This is a genomic window from Liquorilactobacillus mali KCTC 3596 = DSM 20444 (assembly GCF_000260415.1).
Classification (GTDB): domain Bacteria; phylum Bacillota; class Bacilli; order Lactobacillales; family Lactobacillaceae; genus Liquorilactobacillus; species Liquorilactobacillus mali.
Map to the genome: position 1 here is coordinate 83,952 of NZ_BACP01000037.1, position 17,600 is coordinate 101,551.

A 17,600-nucleotide genomic window follows, 5' to 3' on the forward strand; every position below is an offset into this window, starting at 1 on the left:
GCAATCAAAACATAAAAGTTAAAAAGAGATTACGTAAATTATGGGATTTGTATAGAAAATTTTATTAGGCGAATCAAAAAAAGAAATCAAATCAACTTTAGATTTGACTTCTTTTTTAGAGGTATCAGTAGTTCTACCAGATTAAGACCCGTTTTTCTTCTGGAAGATACATCCCATCTCCTGGGGAGATATTGAATGTTGAATAAAAATCAGCCAAGTTTTGAGGTTGGATGTTTGCTCGCAATTCATGAGGTGCATGTACATCAATATTAAGCAATAATTTCTGTCTTTCTAATGATGACTTAAGACACCATACTCTAGCCCAGTTGAAGAAGAATTCTTTGAGGTTCACATCCTTTTCTTTTTTTGCAGCCTCAAGAGCACAACTCAGACCACCAACATCGGCAATGTTTTCTGAGACAACTAACTTACCATTTACTTTGCCAGCAGGGGTCTCAAGACCGTCAAATTCAGCAATCATCTCATCAGCTAGTTTTTGGAAATGCTCTAGGTCAGAGTCGCTCCACCAATTATTTAAATTACCGAATTCATCGAAATGAGAACCATTATTATCGAAAGCATGCGAGATTTCATGGGCGATAACCGCACCAATTCCACCGAAGTTCTCACTTGATGATTGACTTAAGCTGTAAAAGGGTGCCTGTAAAATCGCAGCAGGAAAGACAATGATGTTGTAAGAAGGATGATAATAGGCATTGACAGTAGATGCGCTCATTTCCCATTCAGTGCGATCTACGGGTTTCTTCCACTTGTTGTAGTGGTCAATGATTGATAAACGAGTGAACTTAAGAGTATTGCTGAATAATTCGTTTCCCTCAACAATAAATTTCTTGTAAATTTCTTTCAATTTGTCGGGATATCCTACTTGAATGCCAAGCTTTTCTAATTTTAGGATAGCCTTCTTACGTGTTTTTTCTCCCAGCCAATCATTGTCTTGTAGACGTTCTTTGTAGACATTAATCATTTTTTTAACCATGTTGGTCACATCCGCCTTTGCTTCTGGTCCGAAATACTTATGGGCATAATATAGACCAACGACCTGGCTGTAGACATTAACAGACTTATAAAAAGCACTCTTTTGTGGTGACATAGGCTCTTTGCTTCCAGAGATAGCTCTAGAGTATTCACCAGAGATAACTCTTGCTTCATCAGAAACTGAAGAACTCACGGATAACAGGGTCCGAGAAAGGAGCCAGCTGCGCATATTATCGAAGGTTTCAGGCTTAATGATTTTGTCAAAAGCTTCGTAAAACTTTGGCTCAGCAACAATAACTTGATCAGGATCATCATGAATCAGTGCTTCTATATATTTTTTCAAATTAACATTATCACTAAATTTCAGGAAATCAACAAAATCATACTTGTTGTAACTCTTTACGTAGTCTGCTAACTCGGTACTGTCTTTTACATAAGGTACAATTGACCTATCAAAAGCAAGTGTTCCCGCAATTATCTTATTAGTAGCATCTTCAGTGTAGCCAGCAAGTTTAAAAAGTTTCGCCAGCATTTTAGTATAGATGTCAAGGAGTGCCTTTGAAGACTCATTACCATCTTCATAATAAGTTTTATCCGGCAAAATCAAACTGGGAACATCCGCAGTGAGCGCATAAGCAGTCGTGTTTTTCATATCAGGTTCAAGATAAATTGAAAAGGGCATCGGATAATCTGCTAGAGTTAATGAGCCCAATTGTTTTTCCCAAGATTCAAAAGAGTCAAGCTTCTCAATCACTGATAAGTAATCTTTGACTGGCTTAAAACCATCAGCATCTCTTTTTTTAAAGTCAGAAGTTAAAGCATAGAACTTTATAAATTCCTTTAAATAAGGATCTGTTACTTGATCAGGATCTGCCAACATCTTTCCAAAATCAGACATTAATATTTTTTCAATGTTATCTGCTAAATCTGCAAAACCGCCAGTAGATGATTTATCTGAAGGAATTTTGGCAGTTTTCAGCCATTCACCGTTCACTGCTTGGTAAAGATTGTCTTTAATTAAGTCTTTATTTACTGTTTTTGTCATAAATACGCTTCCTTTTTTCAAACTGAATAAAAAATCCGAACCCAAAGATAATTTAATCTAGAATTCAGCTGTATCGGGATCTGAGACATAGCCAACAATACCTTTCAAACTGTCAATTGTAGATATATCAGATGCAGACAAGTCAAAATCAAATAAATGAGAATTTTCTTCGATTCGATCTTCATGAATTGATTTAGGCAGAGGTAAGAAACCATGCTGTAAAGACCAACGAAGACAGATCTGTGCAACTGTCCTGTTATTTTTTTCAGCAAGTTCTTTTATTGTCTCATCTGTAAAAATCTTTCCTGTACCCAAGGGACTGTAAGCTTCTAGCAAAATGTCCTCACTCTTACAATACTCGATGAGTTGTGCATTGTAATCCCCAGGACAGATCCTAATCTGATTGACCATTGGCTTAACTGTCTGTGTCTCTTTCAAAATATCAAAATGATGTTTTTTAAAATTGGAAACACCAATAGCTTTTAATTTTCCTGCCTTATATGAGTCTTCTAAGGCGCGCCAAGTATCTTGTAGATGTTTTTCCCAATCGGTATCACGAAACATCTTGGGATTTGGCCAATGAATCAAAAAAAGATCTAGGCTTGAAACTTGAAGATCTTTCAACGATTTTTCAATAGCTGCAGTCGCTTTTTCATAACTGTGAGCAGAATTAGATAGCTTACTTGTTATGAAAAGACTATTGCGGGAAACGCCGCTTTCTTTAATAGCTGCTCCAATACTTTTTTCATTTCCATACATTTCAGCAGTATCAATATGGCGATACCCTGAGGATAGTGCAGATTTCACGGCTACTTTTGCAATTGCTCCATCAGGTGTTTGCCATGTGCCAAAGCCAACAATTGGTATCTTTATACCGTTATTTAAAGTATAGGTATCTATCAAACTTTTCATCGAAAAACCTCGCTTCCAAGTATTTATAAACTACTAGTACCATTTTACTACATTACCGGATAATATGGTAAGTTGTGAAACAACTTCGAAATAAAGCAAGAAAGTTAAACGCTTTATTTTACAACTATCATGAAATAAAATGCTATAATAAAAAAGGTAGTGGCAGACACAGTTTTTTGGAAAATTTGGGTAAACAGTTTATAAAAGTCTGCTAATAGGATTTTATTTTTTTACTAAAAAAAACATCGGAATTGTGAGTGTTTAATTGTATAATGAATAACGATATCTTGCGGAAGAAGGAGAATGATGATGGGATTAGATCATAAGCCAGCTAAATTAGACGACGAGCTTTGTTTTGCTATTTATACAGCACAAAAGATCTATAATAAGTTTTATGCTAGTGCACTGAAGGAATACAAGTTAACATATCCACAGTATATTACCCTTTTAACATTGTGGGAGAATGGTGAGCCTATGATGATTAAGGAGATTGGGGCAAAGTTGAGCCTTGACAATGGGACCTTAACACCCTTATTAAAGAGAATGGAAAAAGATGGCTGGATAGAACGCAAACACAGCGAAGAAGATGGGCGTCGAGTTTATATTACTTTGTCAAAAAAAGGTAAGAATAAGAAGTATGAGATTAAAGGTAAGTTAACTTCGTGTTTTGCGAATGTTGACATGACATCACAAGAATATAAAAACGATGTATCTTTGATAAAGAGCATTGGTAGGAGAATTGATCCTGAAAATTAATGATTTTTGAACTTTCAGATGTAATCACTGAACACTTTGAGGACATTGGTTAAGTTTTTAAAGCAGAAGGAACATATTCGATAATCTGATTAAGAAAAATTATGCGTGAAAAAGGCGTGCCGTGTGCACAAGTAATACCCCCAAAGTTTTTACTTTAACTTTGGGGGTATTACTTGATAAGTTGCTTTGTGGAAAGTCACTTTCTAATACTTTAAATTGAGGCTTTCTAATTAAAAAATCACAAAAAAATATGTGAAACTATAGGTACTAATAAATCAACAACTGCACCAATCACAACGACTGCAATGGCTGCCATTGAGCCTTCTACAGAGCCCAATTCAAGTGCAAAAGCAGCACCAATTGTGTGGCCGGAAGTACCTAGTCCAAGTCCAGCGCCAATCGGCTCAGAGCCTAAGTGAAAGATTTTAAAGAGGTACTTCCCAAGAGCATAGATAATGACGGCATTTAAAATGCAAGCCATTGCAGTGATTGATGCATTGCCGCCAATTGCAGTAGAGATAGGCAATGCAATTGCGGTAGTTGCTGCTTGAGGAAGCATTGATGCAATGCTGGTATGACTAAGTCCAATAAGTTTTGAAAAAACGATAATCAATACTAAGGAAAGTGTCGTTCCAATCAATAAACCAGCTAAAATATCTTTCCAATATTTTTTTACAATATCGTTTCTTTTGTATAAGGGAATTGCAAATGCAATAGTTGCGGGGCTTAAAAACCAGAAAAGGATATCTCCTCCAGGCTTGTAAGCTTTTTGATAAAAGGTGGCAATATTTATATTTAGAAATTTCGAGAGTGCGAATAGTATAAAAATACCCAATACCATTGCAACAAATAATGGCTGAAATAAGAAGAAACCTTTAAATTTCTTGAATAGTTGCTGACCTATCAGATATACGAATAGTGAAAGAAAGATTCCAAAAAAGAGGTTAGTAAACATTGTCATGACGATCATCTCCATTCGTTAATTGGGCTTTTTCAGTGTATATTTTCTTTGTGAGTACTCTGCGTTGCTTAGTTCTTTCTTGTCGAGTGTGCAAGAAAATAAAGAAACGGGTCGTATATGCTGTGACAACTAACAAAATGATTGTTGAGAAAAAGACGACCAACACAAGTTGCACACCAGCAGTTTTCATTATGTCTAAGTTAGCTGCAAGGGAAATACCGGATGGTACAAAAAGAAAGCCAATGATGCTGATGAGAAATGCACCTAGAGATTCAACCCACTCAATTTTGATAATTTTAAAGGTTAAGAGGGAATATAAGATTATTAGACCAATAACTGGGGTGGGAACAGGCGTTGATGCCGGGAATAGGCTAGAGATAATGTTTGAGACAAAGAGAATTGCTGAGTATATGCCCATCTGTAATAGAATAGGAGCTCCATTCTTTTTTGAATTCATCATAAATCATCCTCCTTTAATTATTTTCAAAGCAAGGATAACGTAAGATGATACAAAAAAGTCTATTTATTGGGTTAAATGTAAAAAAAGGGAGTGAACTGCTTATTTGATGGGATGAACGAAGCGCTACATATTTAGGATAGATTTTAAGCTCTTTAAATAAGACCGACCTACTGGTATGCGCTGCTTGTTAGTTAATATTAGTATAAAGTTATGATTGAACCAAGGCTGAACTTCAACAATATTATTAATATTAACGATGGAACTGCGGTGAACCTGTACAAAGTTTCGTTGGTCCAAGTATTCACGAAGCCATGAGAGAGTTTCATGTGAAACGTAAGTGTTGTCCTTTGTGTAAATTGATAGAAGTCCATTTTCAGTGACTGCTGAAACGACTTCATTACTTTTTATTACAACCGTACGATCTTCTGTTGGAATCGAAATAAACCGATTCTTGTCGGAGATTGTAGTTTCTTTTTTTGGTTCAGCTCTACTTAAAATAGCCACTTGAGCTTTCTTAATTGCTTGGTTGATTCTGGTTTGTTCAAACGGTTTTAAAATATAGTCAATTGCATTGATGTCAAAAGCTTGAACAGCATAATTTGAATAAGCCGTAGCGAAAATTACAAGAGGAGAGACAGCTAATTGATTAAGTTCATTGGCTAACTTGAAGCCATTTTCGTTATTTAAAGAGATATCTAGAAACAGCAAATCAACTTTTTTATTTAAGATAATATCAAGTGCTTCTTGGATACTTTCCGCTTGATATGTAGTTGTTACAGCAATGTTTTGTTTTAAAAGAAATTCCAACTCGTTGCGAGCAAGAGGTTCGTCATCAATAATAAGCACGTTCATTTTATTTTCCTCCAGAAGACGGTAATGGTAAATACAGGTTAATTATACAGCAAAGTCGACTGGTGGCGAAAACTGGGTGACTTTATACATAGAAAAAAAGACACTGAAGTGTTAGAAATCAGTGAATATACTAGTTAGAAATTATAAACACATCGCTTAATTTTGGGAGTGATAATTATAAAGCAACACACTATACGAAATCTTTTAGAATAAGTTTTGTATTTGCATTTTTTTGAATAACTGCATAAACATGTTTGCCTGGTACACCATCTATTGAGCCTAGATCTAGCTCATAACCGTTCTGGACAACAGTAACATCTAATATTCTTTCTTTTAAAAATTGTTTTACAGCTTTGCTTAAAAGACTGTGTGCATCTGTTTTCTGTACGGCCGCATTCAAAGTATAGCCATCATTAATAAAAGATTGAATCATGGATACTTTTAAAAAGGTAAAATGACTATACTTTCGATGGCGATGATCACATTTTTTAGAATCATCTTTACTTTCTTCAGATTTTATATATCCTTTTTCTTCCCAATAGCGTAGTTGACGTTGTGAGACCCCCGTTGCTTTTGATATTTCACCAATCCCTAAAAGAAAATGTTCATGTTTCAGGATGTCCTTGAACCTATCAACATAAATATTATTTTGTGCACTATCCATAAATAGTCCCCTTTGTAAGTTTATATTCAATAATTGTAACTTTTATTACTTATTTGTCAATTAATTTGACAAAGAAAAAAGATGAGTATATGATTTAAAAAAGTAAGGTCTGTATTTTTTTCATATAAAGAAAATTAATACTTGAAATTGTTAAATATTTGGCAAAAGGGAGAGAACTTAAATTGGATAAAGCAATTGATCAAAACGGAAATCCATATAGTCGAGTACTTTTCGTGACTCTATTATTGGTTGGTTCGTTTTGTACAGTACTAAATCAAACTATCTTAACGACAGCGTTTCCGACTCTTATGAAGAGTTTTGATATCAACACATCCACCGTTCAATGGTTGTCATCAGGTTTCATGATGGTCAGTGGTGTAATGATACCAATTAGCGCTTGGCTTACAACGAGAATAAATTCTAAAATATTGTATCAAAGTGCAATGTTTGTTTTTTTGTTAGGAACAATAATTTGTTATACAGCACCTAATTTTGGATTCTTATTAACTGGTAGACTGGTACAGGCTCTGGGGGTTGGTGTGACAATGCCGCTATTACAGACTTTGATGTTAACGATTTTTCCCGCTAATAAACGTGGGGCGGCGATGGGAATGGCTGGACTGGTTATCGGTGTGGCACCTGCTATCGGTCCAACGCTTTCAGGTTGGGTTATTGACAATTATAATTGGAGAGCATTATTTGGAATTTTAATTCCAATTTCTGCAATTGTATTTATTGCTGGTTTCTGGCTGATGAAGAGTGTTTTACCAACACACAAAATTAAACTAGATTGGTTTTCGGCTATGCTCTCAACAATCGGATTTGGTAGCTTACTTTATGGTTTCTCTGAAGTGGGTGTAAAAGGTTGGGGAAGCGCAGTGGTTATAATTGGAATCGTTGTTGGTGTACTTTTTGTTGTAACCTTTGGTATCCGCCAAATACGTCTTGAAAAACCATTTTTAGATTTAAGAGTGCTGAAAAATCCTGAATTTTCAATCGCTGCACTCCTATGTTCTGTTTTGATGATGGCAATGATTGGTGTTGAAATGGTGTTACCATTATACTTGCAGACTGTTAGAGGTGAAAGTGCTTTTCACTCTGGGCTTACATTATTACCAGGCGCCTTGATGATGGGAATTTTGAGTCCAATCGCAGGCCGTGCCTTTGATAGGATTGGAGCAAAACGTTTAGCGATTACAGGTCTATTCTTATTAACGGCAGGGACAATTCCATTTATGTTTGTTACGAAGGCTACACCGTTAATCTATATAATTTCATTTTACGCAATCCGAATGGCAGGGATAGCGATGTCAATGATGACAGTGACAACTTCTGGGATGAACGCATTACCTGTTAAGATGATGAGTAATGGGACAGCTGTGAATAATACGATTAGACAGGTGGCTGCTTCAGTGGGTACAGCTATTTTAATTAGCATTTTATCAAATGTTACAAGTAACGATATGCCAGCCAAAGCAATGCTTAAATCTGATCCGTTGGCCTACAAAAACGCTGCTTTTTCAGCAACCTTAGGCGGATACCATGCTGCATTTATCGTGGCTTTAGGTTTCAGCGCAATTGGACTACTAGTTGCTTTCTTTGTAAGCAGTAGTACCCCAAATGAAATGTTGCGTAAAAAGCAAACCGTTGGGGGTGACAAACAATGATAGTTTTTAGTTTAATCATTTGTGCCATTCTATTATTTGTTTCAATGATCAGCATTGATAAAGCTTTCTTAAGGAGTACTCTAAGTATTATTTTTGCTTTAGGTTTGATAGTTTCGATGATTTTTATGATTGAAAATGATAGACATCATCTTGGAATGCGTAAAGTGGAGTCTGTCAAGACCAGCAAATTAGTTTCTGCAGCCTCTTCAAAACAAATTAATTTGTTGTTGTATCAAACTGTTGGTACTTCGGGCAAAGAAAAGGTCTATATTTATAAAACTAAGACAAACCAGAAAAAAGTAACTACAACTAATCCAGATCCCGCGAAGACACAAAATAAAGTTAAGAACACAACTGGAACTGCAAAGCTTGTAACAAAAACGCTTAGATGGGAATATAAAAATAGTTTCTACAAATTTTGGTTTGGAATCTCAGGTAATGGGCACAAATTTATTCGAAGTTATAATACTTTTAAAATAAATGATAATTGGGCAGTTCTCAGTACGCAACAGGCTAAGAAATTACAAAAATTAGCTAAGAGCGAGAATCAAACCAAACTCCAAGCTAAAGCCAAGGCATATGTTGAGGAACAAGTTAAAGAGAAATTAACTTCAGCCATGACTAAAAATCCAACAATGTCAACACAAGAGCAAGGAGCATTGACTGCTAAAGTTAGTCTACAGGCTCAAAAAGATTTTAAGAAACAAATGATGCAAGAGCTAATTAACGAAGCAAAAAAGTAAATATATTTTATTAGATTTTTGACAAAGTAAAACGCCCGAGAATTGTGAGATATAACTAACAATTTTTGGGCGTTTTTTACTATAACAAAGAATATTAGTGAATTTAGAATCTAAATAACATCTGATCTTTATAATAATGCACAAATTCTGGTTTTTATGAAAGAATGTATCTCATTTTGTCGATGGTGATGCTATTTTGGACAACCAAGTTATATAGCAGCAGTACCATAATTTGGAATATTAATTTGAATTATTGTGCCCTTCTCTGAACTTGTAATCTGTAAATGACTCTCATTTCCATACAAACCAATTAGCCGTCTATTCAAATTAACTAGTGCTGTTCCGGTTCCTGTACTTGATTCGATTGTTTCTTGCCCTAAACGCGAAAGCAATTCTGGGTCAATTCCAACTCCATTATCTTCAACAATGATAACTACATTTTGTTTTGTTTCACGAACGATTATTGTAATCTTGTTACCACTTTTTCTAATCGGAAATGCATGTCTAATTGAATTTTCGACTAGAACTTGAATACAAAATGGTGGAACTTTAGTTTGCAGACTTGCGGAAATTTTGTAATCAATTATATATTTTTCAGGAAACCTAGTTTGTTCAAGTGAAAGATATGAATTTACATGTTTTTTTTCTTGTTCTAAGGGAATTTCCGTTTCTGAGATGCCTTGCAAACTTGAACGAAAAAAGGTACTTAACTGCATTAAGGAGCTTCGAGCTTGTTCAACATTTGTCCGCATGAGTGCACTGACAGTATTGATAGCATTGAAAAAAAAGTGTGGATTTATTTGAGCTTGTAAGGCTTTTATTTCAGCATCACTAATTAATTTTGACTGCTCTTCAGCCATTCCTAAAGCTAGTTGTCCGGAAAAGATTGATGCGAGACCGGTAGCCAGATTCTCTTCAACTGGTGTTAGGCTTTCAGCTTTATTGAAGTACATTTTAAGTGCGCCAATGGTTTTATTATTAACCTTTAGAGGAAGTACTATCGCAGATGCTAAGGGACAGTTTTCGTGTGGACAACCTATCTCATTGCGGTGATAGGCATACATGGTTTCGCCACTAGAAATTACGTGTTTTGATAAATCTGTTAAGACTGCTTGGCCTGCAAGATGATGGTCTTCCCCAGAACCAATGTGTGCAAGGACATTCACTCTATCTGTAATACCAACAGCATCAAAATTTGTGAATTTTTTAATGATTTTGCAAACTTGTTGAGCAGAATTGATATTAAGACCTTGTCTGAAATATGGAAGGGTTTCATTTGTCAGATTTAATACGTTATGAGTTTGTACGGCCATTAATTGTTGTTCATTTGAAAGATAAGCGTTCAATATTGAGATGAATACTGAGACACCAATGCTGTTGAGCAAACACATGGGAATTATAATTAGTTTAACAAGATCTAAGCCACTGAAAACAGCAACGAAAGCCATTTGGATAAGTTCGGCAAATAGTCCAAGAAGTGCCGCACTGAAAAATGACGGATAAAAGTTATTTTGACGGAATTTTTTCGACAAAATTCCAATACAAAGTCCAACTAGAGTGGAGCTGATAATGTAAAAGAAGTCAGAGAAATTTCCCTGAATTACACGGTGTATCCCACCTAAGAAACCTACAATACCTCCAACAAAGGGACCACCAATTATTCCTGCAACTGTAATTACAAGTGTACGGGTATTTGCGATAGAATCAGATTGGGGCAAACCGGTTAGAAAGGGAGCCTGAATCAAGGTATTGTCCTTTGTTATCTCTACACCAGTTAGGTTAGATATTATAGCAAAAATTGTAAAAATTATAATTAGCGAAATTTTGGCTTTACGTGTTCTTTTATCGATAAGTTTACGAAAGAAAGGAACATTAACTAATAAAAATGCTAAAACAAGTATTATTCCAAGCCGTTGGAGTAACAGGATAAATAATGTGAACATTAAGTAAACTCCCTTCATATGAATGACGAAATCACAAAGCAATTTTAACATACAGAAATATTTTAATCTATTAGTTGTCAAAAATGCATAGTTGTATAATTGATTGACAATTTAAGTAATTTAGTTAGAATTAATCTAAACTATAACGGTATGATTTACGAAGGATGAAGTAGAAATGATGAAGGAAAAATTTTCACTAAAAGCAGAGTTGGTGATAGGTATAGGTGATTTGAGTAAACTGACAGGGGTTTCAACACGCCAACTACGTTACTGGGAAGAACGGGGATACATAGAAGCATCTGCTATAGAAAAAAATATTACTCGAAAATATAATTTTGAAGTTTTCTACAAGGTACAAGCCATCAAGAAGTACCTAGATGAAGGATTTACACTTGCTAAAGCTGCAGAACAAGCTGACTGGCGAAAAAAACAAGTTATAATTTGTAAGAAATTTGTTAATGCTACTTTTGTAGATGTTTCAATAGCAGATGATAAAAAGTTATTTGGTAAGATCGATATGGGGTATGTTGATAAGGAAAAAACACAGCATCTATATGGAATCGTGGATGAAAAAGGCAGCTATTTTGAAATAAATAAAGAATAATTTGGAAGGTGAACTTGAATGAATTTCGAAAGTATTCATCATGTTGCAATAATCTGTCATGATAGGGAGAAAGCACTTAGTTTTTACGTTGAAAAGCTGGGTTTTAAGATTATTTCAGATTATAAAAGAATTGAAAAAAACGATGAAAAGATTGATGTTGAAAAGGAAAACCTACGGCTAGAATTATTTATTAAACCAGATGCTCCTAAGCGTCTATCGTATCCAGTTGGCGAAGGAACAGGTTTAAGACACTTAGCTTTTAAAGTTAAGAATATTGAATCAATTGTCGAAGAGCTGGAGACACAGAAAATCAGAGTTGAGAAAATAAGAAGAGATGACTTTACAGGTGAGAAAATGACATTTTTCTTTGATCCGGATGGATTACCTTTGGAGCTCCATGAATGATATTTCCCTGGAAATGAAAGGAGAAAAAAGTGGCAGGAACGAAGAATAATCAGAGGGTAATCCAAACCAAATTAATAATTAGACAGACTTTTCTTAAACTGCTAAAGCAGAGAAGATTTGAGGAAGTTACTGTAACTGACATTTGTAAGGATGCAAAAATTACTAGAGGAACATTTTATCGCTACTATCAAAGTACATTCGTGTTGATGGATCAGCTTAAGGGTAACTTAGCCAAAGAGATAATAGCCCTGATCAAAGAACGATTCGATGAATCTGATTGGGACATTTTACCAATAATATTTGAAGTACTGAAAAAAAGTGATCCTGAAGTTGTTAAGGTAGCGCTAAACAAGAAAAATGGCAGTCAATGTATAAGTAGAATATTTGCAAGTCTCAAAGAGGCAATTAGACCAACCGTGATGCAGGAAATAGAAATGTTAACCAATGATGACTTTGACTATCTTTATGCTTATGTTACCGCTGGGATTTCCGGGATTCTGATACTTTGGGTGGAAAAAGGCATGAATCCAGATACAAGTGTAATCGAAAGAAGTGTACTTTCAATAATTAATAGAAGTCGGTTTGAAATGGCAAAAGAAATGCCAAACATTCGGGGAATAAGATGATGGTAAGCTCGGGTAAATAGTGATTCCGTAAGACTTAATTTTAACTTTCAGCATAGATTTATGCTAAAATTATGAACGTACAAAATATTATTTTTTAAGGAATGTTGTTGTGACAGTGCTGTAACTGGTCTTGATTTTTTCAGGATAGCTGATAGTCGTAACAGCTAAAACTTGTATTTTTGTTCCAATTTTTATGGGTTCAGCAATAGCTTCAATTCTTCCCTCTTTTACAGCTGAGAGATGATTTGTATTGATATTAACACCAACAGCTACAAATCCTGCTGGGGCGTTTAAATTTGCTAGCATACTAGCTGCTGTTTCGGCAAGAACCGCATTGATGCCACCATGCAGCAAACCATACGGTTGCTTATGTATTTTATCAACCTCGAGAGAGAGGACAACTTGTTGTTTGGATGTTTTAACAGTTTTAATGTGTAAGTATTCAAGAAGATTCATTTGAAGTGCCTCCAATATTAATTTATTCTATTGTAACAGAAAGGACTACAAAGATGACAACTAGGGAATGGACTAATGTTAAGAATTATCAGGAAATAATTTTTGAAAGAACTGGCAAGATTGCTAAATTAACAATGAATAGGCCAGAAAAGCACAATGCATTCACACCACTGACTATTGAGGAGTTAATTGATGCTTTCACAATTTGTCGTGATGACAGTACAATTGGTGTAATTATTTTAACAGGTGCTGGAGACAAAGCTTTCAGTTCAGGTGGGGACCAGAGTATTCGTGGGAATGGTGGATATGTTGGTTCTGATAAAATTGCTAGATTAAACGTACTTGATTTACAACATCTGATTAGAATAATTCCTAAACCAGTTATTGCGATGGTCAAGGGATGGTCAGTTGGTGGCGGTAATATTTTACAACTAGTCTGCGATTTGACGATTGCTGCTGACAATGCAATGTTTGGACAAACTGGACCAAAGGTGGGCAGCTTTGATGCTGGCTATGGATCAGGATATCTAGCGCGGGTAATTGGGCATAAGCGTGCAAAGGAAGTTTGGTTTATGAACCACTGGTATACGGCTGATGAAGCATATGCAATGAACTGGATTAACAAGGTCGTGCCCTTGGATCAGGTAGAAGAAGTAACCCTTGAATGGTGCGATGAAATACTTACCAAGTCACCCACTGCTTTGCGTTTTATAAAAGCAGCAATGAATGCGGATACGGATGGTTTAGCTGGTATTCAACAGTTGGCAGGGGATGCTACAATGCTCTTCTACACCACGGATGAAGGAAAAGAAGGACGAGATGCTTTCAATGAGAAGAGAAAACCTGATTTTGATCAATTTCCAAAATTCCCTTAACATTTGAAAGGGGAGTCTTTAGTTTGGAAAATTGGTTAAATAAACAAGCAGCACTTGTTCCTGATAAAACGGCGCTAATTTTTAAGGATCAAAGCTGGTCTTTTCAGCAATTGAGAGAAGAAACTTGGGTACTTAATGGTAAATTACAAAATGTAGTTGGCGATTTACATGGTAGGATTGGACTTTTGGCTGCCAATACTTTTGATAGCTACCTTACCATCTTAGCATTACAAGATTTAGGGGTAGAGATAGTCTTACTTAACTTTAGATTAAGCTTGTTTGAACTATCTAAGCAGATTAATATTGCTAAAATCAACCAGGTTTTGGTGGATGATTCTTTGCAAGACAGAAATAAAGAGCTGGGAAAGTTAGCAAAGGTTGCTGATGTCAAGTGTTGGAAGCTGTCACAAATTAAACGGCTTGCCGAGCATGAACCTAATGTGGCAAAAGAATATGAAGACAAGCGGGTAACAACAATCATGTTTACCTCGGGGACAACTGGCAATCCGCATGGGGTGTTGCAAACATTCAAAAATCATTTCTTTTCAGCAGTAGGTTCTGCTATTAATCTAGGTTTGCAGGCTAATGATATGTGGCTATGTGCAGTTCCACTCTTTCATATTAGCGGTCTCTCAATAATGATGCGTAGCTTAATTTATGGGATGCCAGTGTTATTAATCGAACATTTTGAAGAGAAGCAAGTAACACGGCTGCTGCAAGAAAAGCAAGTTACTTTGATGTCCGTGGTACCACAGATGTTAAAACGGTTATTGGCATTGTTTCCTGTCGAAGGTTACAATCAGAATTTTAGATGTTTTCTTTTGGGCGGTGCGGCAATTGATGAGAAGACGCTAAGACAATGTATTGCTTTGAATTTGCCTGTTATTCAATCTTATGGCATGACGGAAACTTGTTCGCAGGTTGTTGCGCTGAGCTTTAGTGATGCGTTGAGCGCAGTAGGCTCGGTTGGAAAACCGCTTTTTCCTGTACAACTTAGAATCAATGAGAGAACAAAGGAAATTGAAATCAAAGCACCTAGCGTAGTACCCGGATATTTGGGTAATACAGTTGCCTATGAGAAAAAAATAACAAAAGATGGCTGGTTTAAGACCGGTGATATTGGACACTATGATAAAGCAAAATTTTTATTTGTTGAAGGAAGAAAGGGCGAGATGTTAATCTCTGGAGGAGAGAATATTTTCCCAGATGAGATTGAAAATGCATACGCTGGTTTTCCAGCAATTACCGAATTTGCAGTTTGCGGCGTCCCCGACGATAAGTGGGGAGAAGTTCCAGTTGGATTTTATGTCAGTCGTCAAATTATTTCAGAAAATGAACTGATTGAATATGGTAAGAAAAAATTGGCTCATTTTAAAATTCCTAAGTATTTTGTGAGAGTAGAGAGCTTGCCACGAACAGCTAGTGGTAAGGTAAAACGTTATGAATTAGCAAAAAAATTAAGGTAATTAATATATTAAGGTTCCACCATAATTCTAGGTATTGATACTAGGATAAAGGGGAACCTTTTTAATTGGGGAAAAATAACTGGAATTTGAGCAGTAGAAAAATGAAAAATTGAAATCTTCACCCGCGAATAAAGGAACGATTTTTTTTTGCATAAATGTAATAGAAACACCAAGATTTCACATTTTTATCCCATATATATTGTGTTACAATATAATTCATATACTATATATGGAGGAGAAAGGTATTCATGAATAAACAAATAAATATTATTTATATCAGTCTTAGCGGGAATACTAAAGCTTTTATTGGAAAATTAATGCAGTATTTTGCAGCACAAGGAGTTACAGTGAATGCACTTAATGTAAAAGAGTTTCCGGAATTTACTAAATTGAAAAAACCCTTTGTTACCTTTTTACCTACCTTTTTAAAAGGTGGCAATGGAGTCGATAATGGATATACTGAGATTTTAACAACAATTCTGGGTGATTACTTGGCTTATGAGAATAATTACCGGCATTGTTACGGAATTATTGGTAGCGGTAACCGTAATTTTAATAAACAGTTTGCATTAACAGCAAAGCAGTATGCAAGCCGTTTTGGATTCCCTATGATTGCTGAATTTGAATTACGCGGTACAAAGAATGATGTATCACGGATAGCGCAAAAAATTACAGCACAGCAAGAAATATTTGAAAAACAGAAACAAGAGTAAAAGTTTGAATACACTAATATTCTTTTTAATTAGAGCTTCGATACGTAACGCAAAGCCTTGCCCAAAATACGAATGGGATTTTCGCCACTTGAAACAATTGGTTGATATTCAGGGTTATCTGGTATCAAAAGAATTATGTTTTTTGAGTGCTTAATTCTTTTCAAGGTTGCTTCATTCTCATTTGTTAGTAAAACAGCCGCAATTTCACCATCTTCAACGTCAGGCTGTTGCCGAATTAATACATTAGCTCCGTCCGGAATTGTTGGGGTCATTGAACGACCCTTCGCTCGTAAGTAAAAGAGTTTACCATTGGGCAGAGTTTCCTTAGGTTCCTCTATATAACTATCAATATTTTCTTCGGCCATAATTGGATCCCCGCAGGCAATCACCCCTAAAACAGGAATTTTAACCGTTCTAGTGATTGGATGAAGATTACTGGGCACGCCTAATAATTCCTCAGGTGTTACTCCAAGGGCTTTGGCAAATTGACCTATCCGGTTTAAAGGAAATGACCGTGTTTTATTGAAATATTTAGAAACGGCTGATTTGGCCATTTTAGTTCGACGAGCAACCTCGCTAATGGATAGGCTTTGCTCATGGCTTAACCTGATAATCGTTTCGATCACCTCAGTATTGTTTTTCATCTGGACACCTCCTGAAAATAATTATTTTGTAGATACATTATATCATTGTTCTTTAATGGGGACAATGATATTTTTTTGCTCTCGTGTTTGACAATAAAGAACGAAAGGGTTAATCTGACTGTGTTCTTTATTGAGAACGAAAAATGCAACTAATTTTTAAGGTGGTGGTCTACATGAACAGGAAAACATACTGGTATGCATTATATCGTGGTGACGAGTTTGTTGATGTTGGGACACTTAGAGAGTTGGCGGTACGGCACCATACTTCGGTTAAAACACTACGTTTTAAAGCAACTCCGACATATGCAGCTAGGACAGATTATGCGGATACAGTCAGGGTCTACAAACTGGGTAATTTTTTGGGGGGTGAAGAAAATGATTAAGAGAACATTTTCGCGTTTATGTACATTATGGGAGACAAATCGGCATCAACTTAATTTTTGGATTTCTTTAATTGCTTTTGGCGGAATAATCATGCTGATGGTTGCTAAATGGATATGGCATATAACTATTTCTGCGGCTGATATCTCGGTAATAATTAGTGCAATTGGCTCATTAATTATTTTAATCGGCAATATTTTGAATAATCAGATCTTAATTTCAACTGGAAGCAAGTTACAGGATCCTCAATTTAAACAAGCTTTGGAAGATGCTAACCAGACCATTGAATTGTTAACCAAAGAACTTACAGCTGTAAAGCAGCGACAAGCTGGAGGAACAAAACAAATAAAAAGAAAATAGATTTTTTTTGAAATTAGATCGAACATATGTTTGATTATACGAAAATCCGGGCTTAAGATAATGACAACCTA

General features: G+C 35.6%; 20 protein-coding genes. 11 read left to right on the plus strand and 9 right to left on the minus strand.

What is annotated here, in order from left to right:
* Positions 1-133 precede the first annotated feature (133 nt).
* Both GSM_RS07245 and GSM_RS07250 read right to left on the minus strand, forming a co-directional pair.
* Positions 134-2,041, minus strand: a complete 1,908-nt coding sequence (locus GSM_RS07245) for a M13 family metallopeptidase (RefSeq protein WP_010078023.1) — start codon at positions 2,039-2,041, stop codon at positions 134-136.
* A 57-nt stretch (positions 2,042-2,098) separates the two neighbouring features.
* The gene (locus GSM_RS07250; RefSeq protein WP_010078024.1) at positions 2,099-2,953 is read right to left on the minus strand and encodes an aldo/keto reductase; all 855 of its coding nucleotides are present in this window, start codon (positions 2,951-2,953) and stop codon (positions 2,099-2,101) included.
* Between the two features lie 309 nt (positions 2,954-3,262).
* On the opposite strand from GSM_RS07250, the gene GSM_RS07255 reads away from it, so the two are divergent.
* Entirely contained in the window at positions 3,263-3,709 is a 447-nt protein-coding gene (locus GSM_RS07255) for a MarR family winged helix-turn-helix transcriptional regulator (RefSeq protein WP_010078025.1), read from the plus strand.
* A gap of 238 nt (positions 3,710-3,947) precedes the next feature.
* On the opposite strand, the gene lrgB is transcribed toward GSM_RS07255, so the two are convergent.
* The 4 genes from lrgB to GSM_RS07275 form a co-directional block, all read right to left on the minus strand.
* Entirely contained in the window at positions 3,948-4,670 is a 723-nt protein-coding gene (gene lrgB / locus GSM_RS07260; protein WP_010078026.1) for an antiholin-like protein LrgB, read from the minus strand.
* Positions 4,654-5,130 carry a CidA/LrgA family protein gene (locus GSM_RS14120; RefSeq protein ID WP_010078027.1) on the minus strand — a complete coding sequence of 159 codons (477 nt, stop codon included), beginning with the start codon at positions 5,128-5,130 and terminating at the stop codon, positions 4,654-4,656. The genes lrgB and GSM_RS14120 overlap by 17 nt, the downstream gene beginning before the upstream one ends.
* 123 nt (positions 5,131-5,253) lie before the next feature.
* Positions 5,254-5,982: a LytR/AlgR family response regulator transcription factor gene (locus GSM_RS07270; protein WP_010078028.1), complete on the minus strand. Its 729-nt coding sequence runs from the start codon at positions 5,980-5,982 to the stop codon at positions 5,254-5,256.
* Positions 5,983-6,172: 190 nt separating this feature from the next.
* Positions 6,173-6,646 (minus strand): MerR family transcriptional regulator, encoded by a 474-nt coding sequence (locus GSM_RS07275; protein WP_010078029.1) that lies wholly within the window; start codon positions 6,644-6,646, stop codon positions 6,173-6,175.
* Positions 6,647-6,828: 182 nt separating this feature from the next.
* On the opposite strand from GSM_RS07275, the gene GSM_RS07280 reads away from it, so the two are divergent.
* Together GSM_RS07280 and GSM_RS07285 are read left to right on the plus strand one after the other, a co-directional pair.
* The gene (locus GSM_RS07280) at positions 6,829-8,313 is read left to right on the plus strand and encodes an MDR family MFS transporter (RefSeq protein WP_010078030.1); all 1,485 of its coding nucleotides are present in this window, start codon (positions 6,829-6,831) and stop codon (positions 8,311-8,313) included.
* Positions 8,310-9,056 carry a DUF4811 domain-containing protein gene (locus GSM_RS07285; protein WP_010078031.1) on the plus strand — a complete coding sequence of 249 codons (747 nt, stop codon included), beginning with the start codon at positions 8,310-8,312 and terminating at the stop codon, positions 9,054-9,056. Before GSM_RS07280 ends, GSM_RS07285 begins: the two co-directional genes overlap by 4 nt.
* 209 nt (positions 9,057-9,265) lie before the next feature.
* On the opposite strand, the gene GSM_RS07290 is transcribed toward GSM_RS07285, so the two are convergent.
* Positions 9,266-10,999 (minus strand): sensor histidine kinase, encoded by a 1,734-nt coding sequence (locus tag GSM_RS07290; protein WP_010078032.1) that lies wholly within the window; start codon positions 10,997-10,999, stop codon positions 9,266-9,268.
* Positions 11,000-11,174: 175 nt separating this feature from the next.
* Here GSM_RS07290 and GSM_RS07295 point away from each other — a divergent pair, with 175 nt between their 5' ends.
* From GSM_RS07295 to GSM_RS07305, 3 genes are read left to right on the plus strand one after another with little or no spacing between them, the layout of a single operon-like run.
* Positions 11,175-11,603, plus strand: coding sequence for a MerR family transcriptional regulator (locus tag GSM_RS07295; RefSeq protein WP_010078033.1), 429 nt, complete (start codon positions 11,175-11,177; stop codon positions 11,601-11,603).
* Between the two features lie 18 nt (positions 11,604-11,621).
* Positions 11,622-12,008: an SMU1112c/YaeR family gloxylase I-like metalloprotein gene (gene gloA2, locus GSM_RS07300; RefSeq protein ID WP_010078034.1), complete on the plus strand. Its 387-nt coding sequence runs from the start codon at positions 11,622-11,624 to the stop codon at positions 12,006-12,008.
* Positions 12,009-12,037: 29 nt separating this feature from the next.
* Entirely contained in the window at positions 12,038-12,634 is a 597-nt protein-coding gene (locus GSM_RS07305) for a TetR/AcrR family transcriptional regulator (protein ID WP_010078035.1), read from the plus strand.
* A gap of 87 nt (positions 12,635-12,721) precedes the next feature.
* Here GSM_RS07305 and GSM_RS07310 read toward each other — a convergent pair whose 3' ends face one another.
* Positions 12,722-13,090, minus strand: coding sequence for a PaaI family thioesterase (locus tag GSM_RS07310; RefSeq protein ID WP_010078036.1), 369 nt, complete (start codon positions 13,088-13,090; stop codon positions 12,722-12,724).
* 53 nt (positions 13,091-13,143) lie between these two features.
* Here GSM_RS07310 and menB point away from each other — a divergent pair, with 53 nt between their 5' ends.
* From menB to nrdI, 3 genes are all read left to right on the plus strand, one after another.
* Positions 13,144-13,965 (plus strand): 1,4-dihydroxy-2-naphthoyl-CoA synthase, encoded by an 822-nt coding sequence (menB, locus tag GSM_RS07315; protein ID WP_010078037.1) that lies wholly within the window; start codon positions 13,144-13,146, stop codon positions 13,963-13,965.
* Positions 13,966-13,988: 23 nt separating this feature from the next.
* Complete coding sequence (locus GSM_RS07320; RefSeq protein WP_010078038.1) at positions 13,989-15,431, plus strand: o-succinylbenzoate--CoA ligase; 1,443 nt, start codon at positions 13,989-13,991, stop codon at positions 15,429-15,431.
* 248 nt (positions 15,432-15,679) lie between these two features.
* The gene (gene nrdI / locus GSM_RS07325; protein WP_010078039.1) at positions 15,680-16,144 is read left to right on the plus strand and encodes a class Ib ribonucleoside-diphosphate reductase assembly flavoprotein NrdI; all 465 of its coding nucleotides are present in this window, start codon (positions 15,680-15,682) and stop codon (positions 16,142-16,144) included.
* Positions 16,145-16,173: 29 nt separating this feature from the next.
* Here nrdI and GSM_RS07330 read toward each other — a convergent pair whose 3' ends face one another.
* Positions 16,174-16,788: a LexA family protein gene (locus GSM_RS07330; RefSeq protein WP_010078040.1), complete on the minus strand. Its 615-nt coding sequence runs from the start codon at positions 16,786-16,788 to the stop codon at positions 16,174-16,176.
* Between the two features lie 173 nt (positions 16,789-16,961).
* Here GSM_RS07330 and GSM_RS07335 point away from each other — a divergent pair, with 173 nt between their 5' ends.
* Together GSM_RS07335 and GSM_RS07340 are read left to right on the plus strand one after the other, a co-directional pair.
* The gene (locus GSM_RS07335) at positions 16,962-17,171 is read left to right on the plus strand and encodes a hypothetical protein (RefSeq protein ID WP_010078041.1); all 210 of its coding nucleotides are present in this window, start codon (positions 16,962-16,964) and stop codon (positions 17,169-17,171) included.
* Positions 17,164-17,529, plus strand: a complete 366-nt coding sequence (locus GSM_RS07340) for a hypothetical protein (protein WP_010078042.1) — start codon at positions 17,164-17,166, stop codon at positions 17,527-17,529. Before GSM_RS07335 ends, GSM_RS07340 begins: the two co-directional genes overlap by 8 nt.
* Positions 17,530-17,600 lie beyond the last annotated feature (71 nt).

Coding starts and splice junctions, on each gene's coding strand:
- GSM_RS07310 (WP_010078036.1), bottom strand. CDS start 13,090: ATGAATCTTCTTGAATACTTACACATTAAAACTGTTAAAACATCCAAA.
- GSM_RS07295 (WP_010078033.1), top strand. CDS start 11,175: ATGATGAAGGAAAAATTTTCACTAAAAGCAGAGTTGGTGATAGGTATA.
- gloA2 (WP_010078034.1), top strand. CDS start 11,622: ATGAATTTCGAAAGTATTCATCATGTTGCAATAATCTGTCATGATAGG.
- GSM_RS07245 (WP_010078023.1), bottom strand. CDS start 2,041: ATGACAAAAACAGTAAATAAAGACTTAATTAAAGACAATCTTTACCAA.
- GSM_RS07275 (WP_010078029.1), bottom strand. CDS start 6,646: ATGGATAGTGCACAAAATAATATTTATGTTGATAGGTTCAAGGACATC.
- nrdI (WP_010078039.1), top strand. CDS start 15,680: ATGAATAAACAAATAAATATTATTTATATCAGTCTTAGCGGGAATACT.
- GSM_RS07250 (WP_010078024.1), bottom strand. CDS start 2,953: ATGAAAAGTTTGATAGATACCTATACTTTAAATAACGGTATAAAGATA.
- GSM_RS07335 (WP_010078041.1), top strand. CDS start 16,962: ATGAACAGGAAAACATACTGGTATGCATTATATCGTGGTGACGAGTTT.
- GSM_RS07330 (WP_010078040.1), bottom strand. CDS start 16,788: ATGAAAAACAATACTGAGGTGATCGAAACGATTATCAGGTTAAGCCAT.
- menB (WP_010078037.1), top strand. CDS start 13,144: ATGACAACTAGGGAATGGACTAATGTTAAGAATTATCAGGAAATAATT.
- GSM_RS07270 (WP_010078028.1), bottom strand. CDS start 5,982: ATGAACGTGCTTATTATTGATGACGAACCTCTTGCTCGCAACGAGTTG.
- GSM_RS14120 (WP_010078027.1), bottom strand. CDS start 5,130: ATGATGAATTCAAAAAAGAATGGAGCTCCTATTCTATTACAGATGGGC.
- GSM_RS07290 (WP_010078032.1), bottom strand. CDS start 10,999: ATGTTCACATTATTTATCCTGTTACTCCAACGGCTTGGAATAATACTT.
- GSM_RS07255 (WP_010078025.1), top strand. CDS start 3,263: ATGGGATTAGATCATAAGCCAGCTAAATTAGACGACGAGCTTTGTTTT.
- lrgB (WP_010078026.1), bottom strand. CDS start 4,670: ATGACAATGTTTACTAACCTCTTTTTTGGAATCTTTCTTTCACTATTC.
- GSM_RS07340 (WP_010078042.1), top strand. CDS start 17,164: ATGATTAAGAGAACATTTTCGCGTTTATGTACATTATGGGAGACAAAT.
- GSM_RS07285 (WP_010078031.1), top strand. CDS start 8,310: ATGATAGTTTTTAGTTTAATCATTTGTGCCATTCTATTATTTGTTTCA.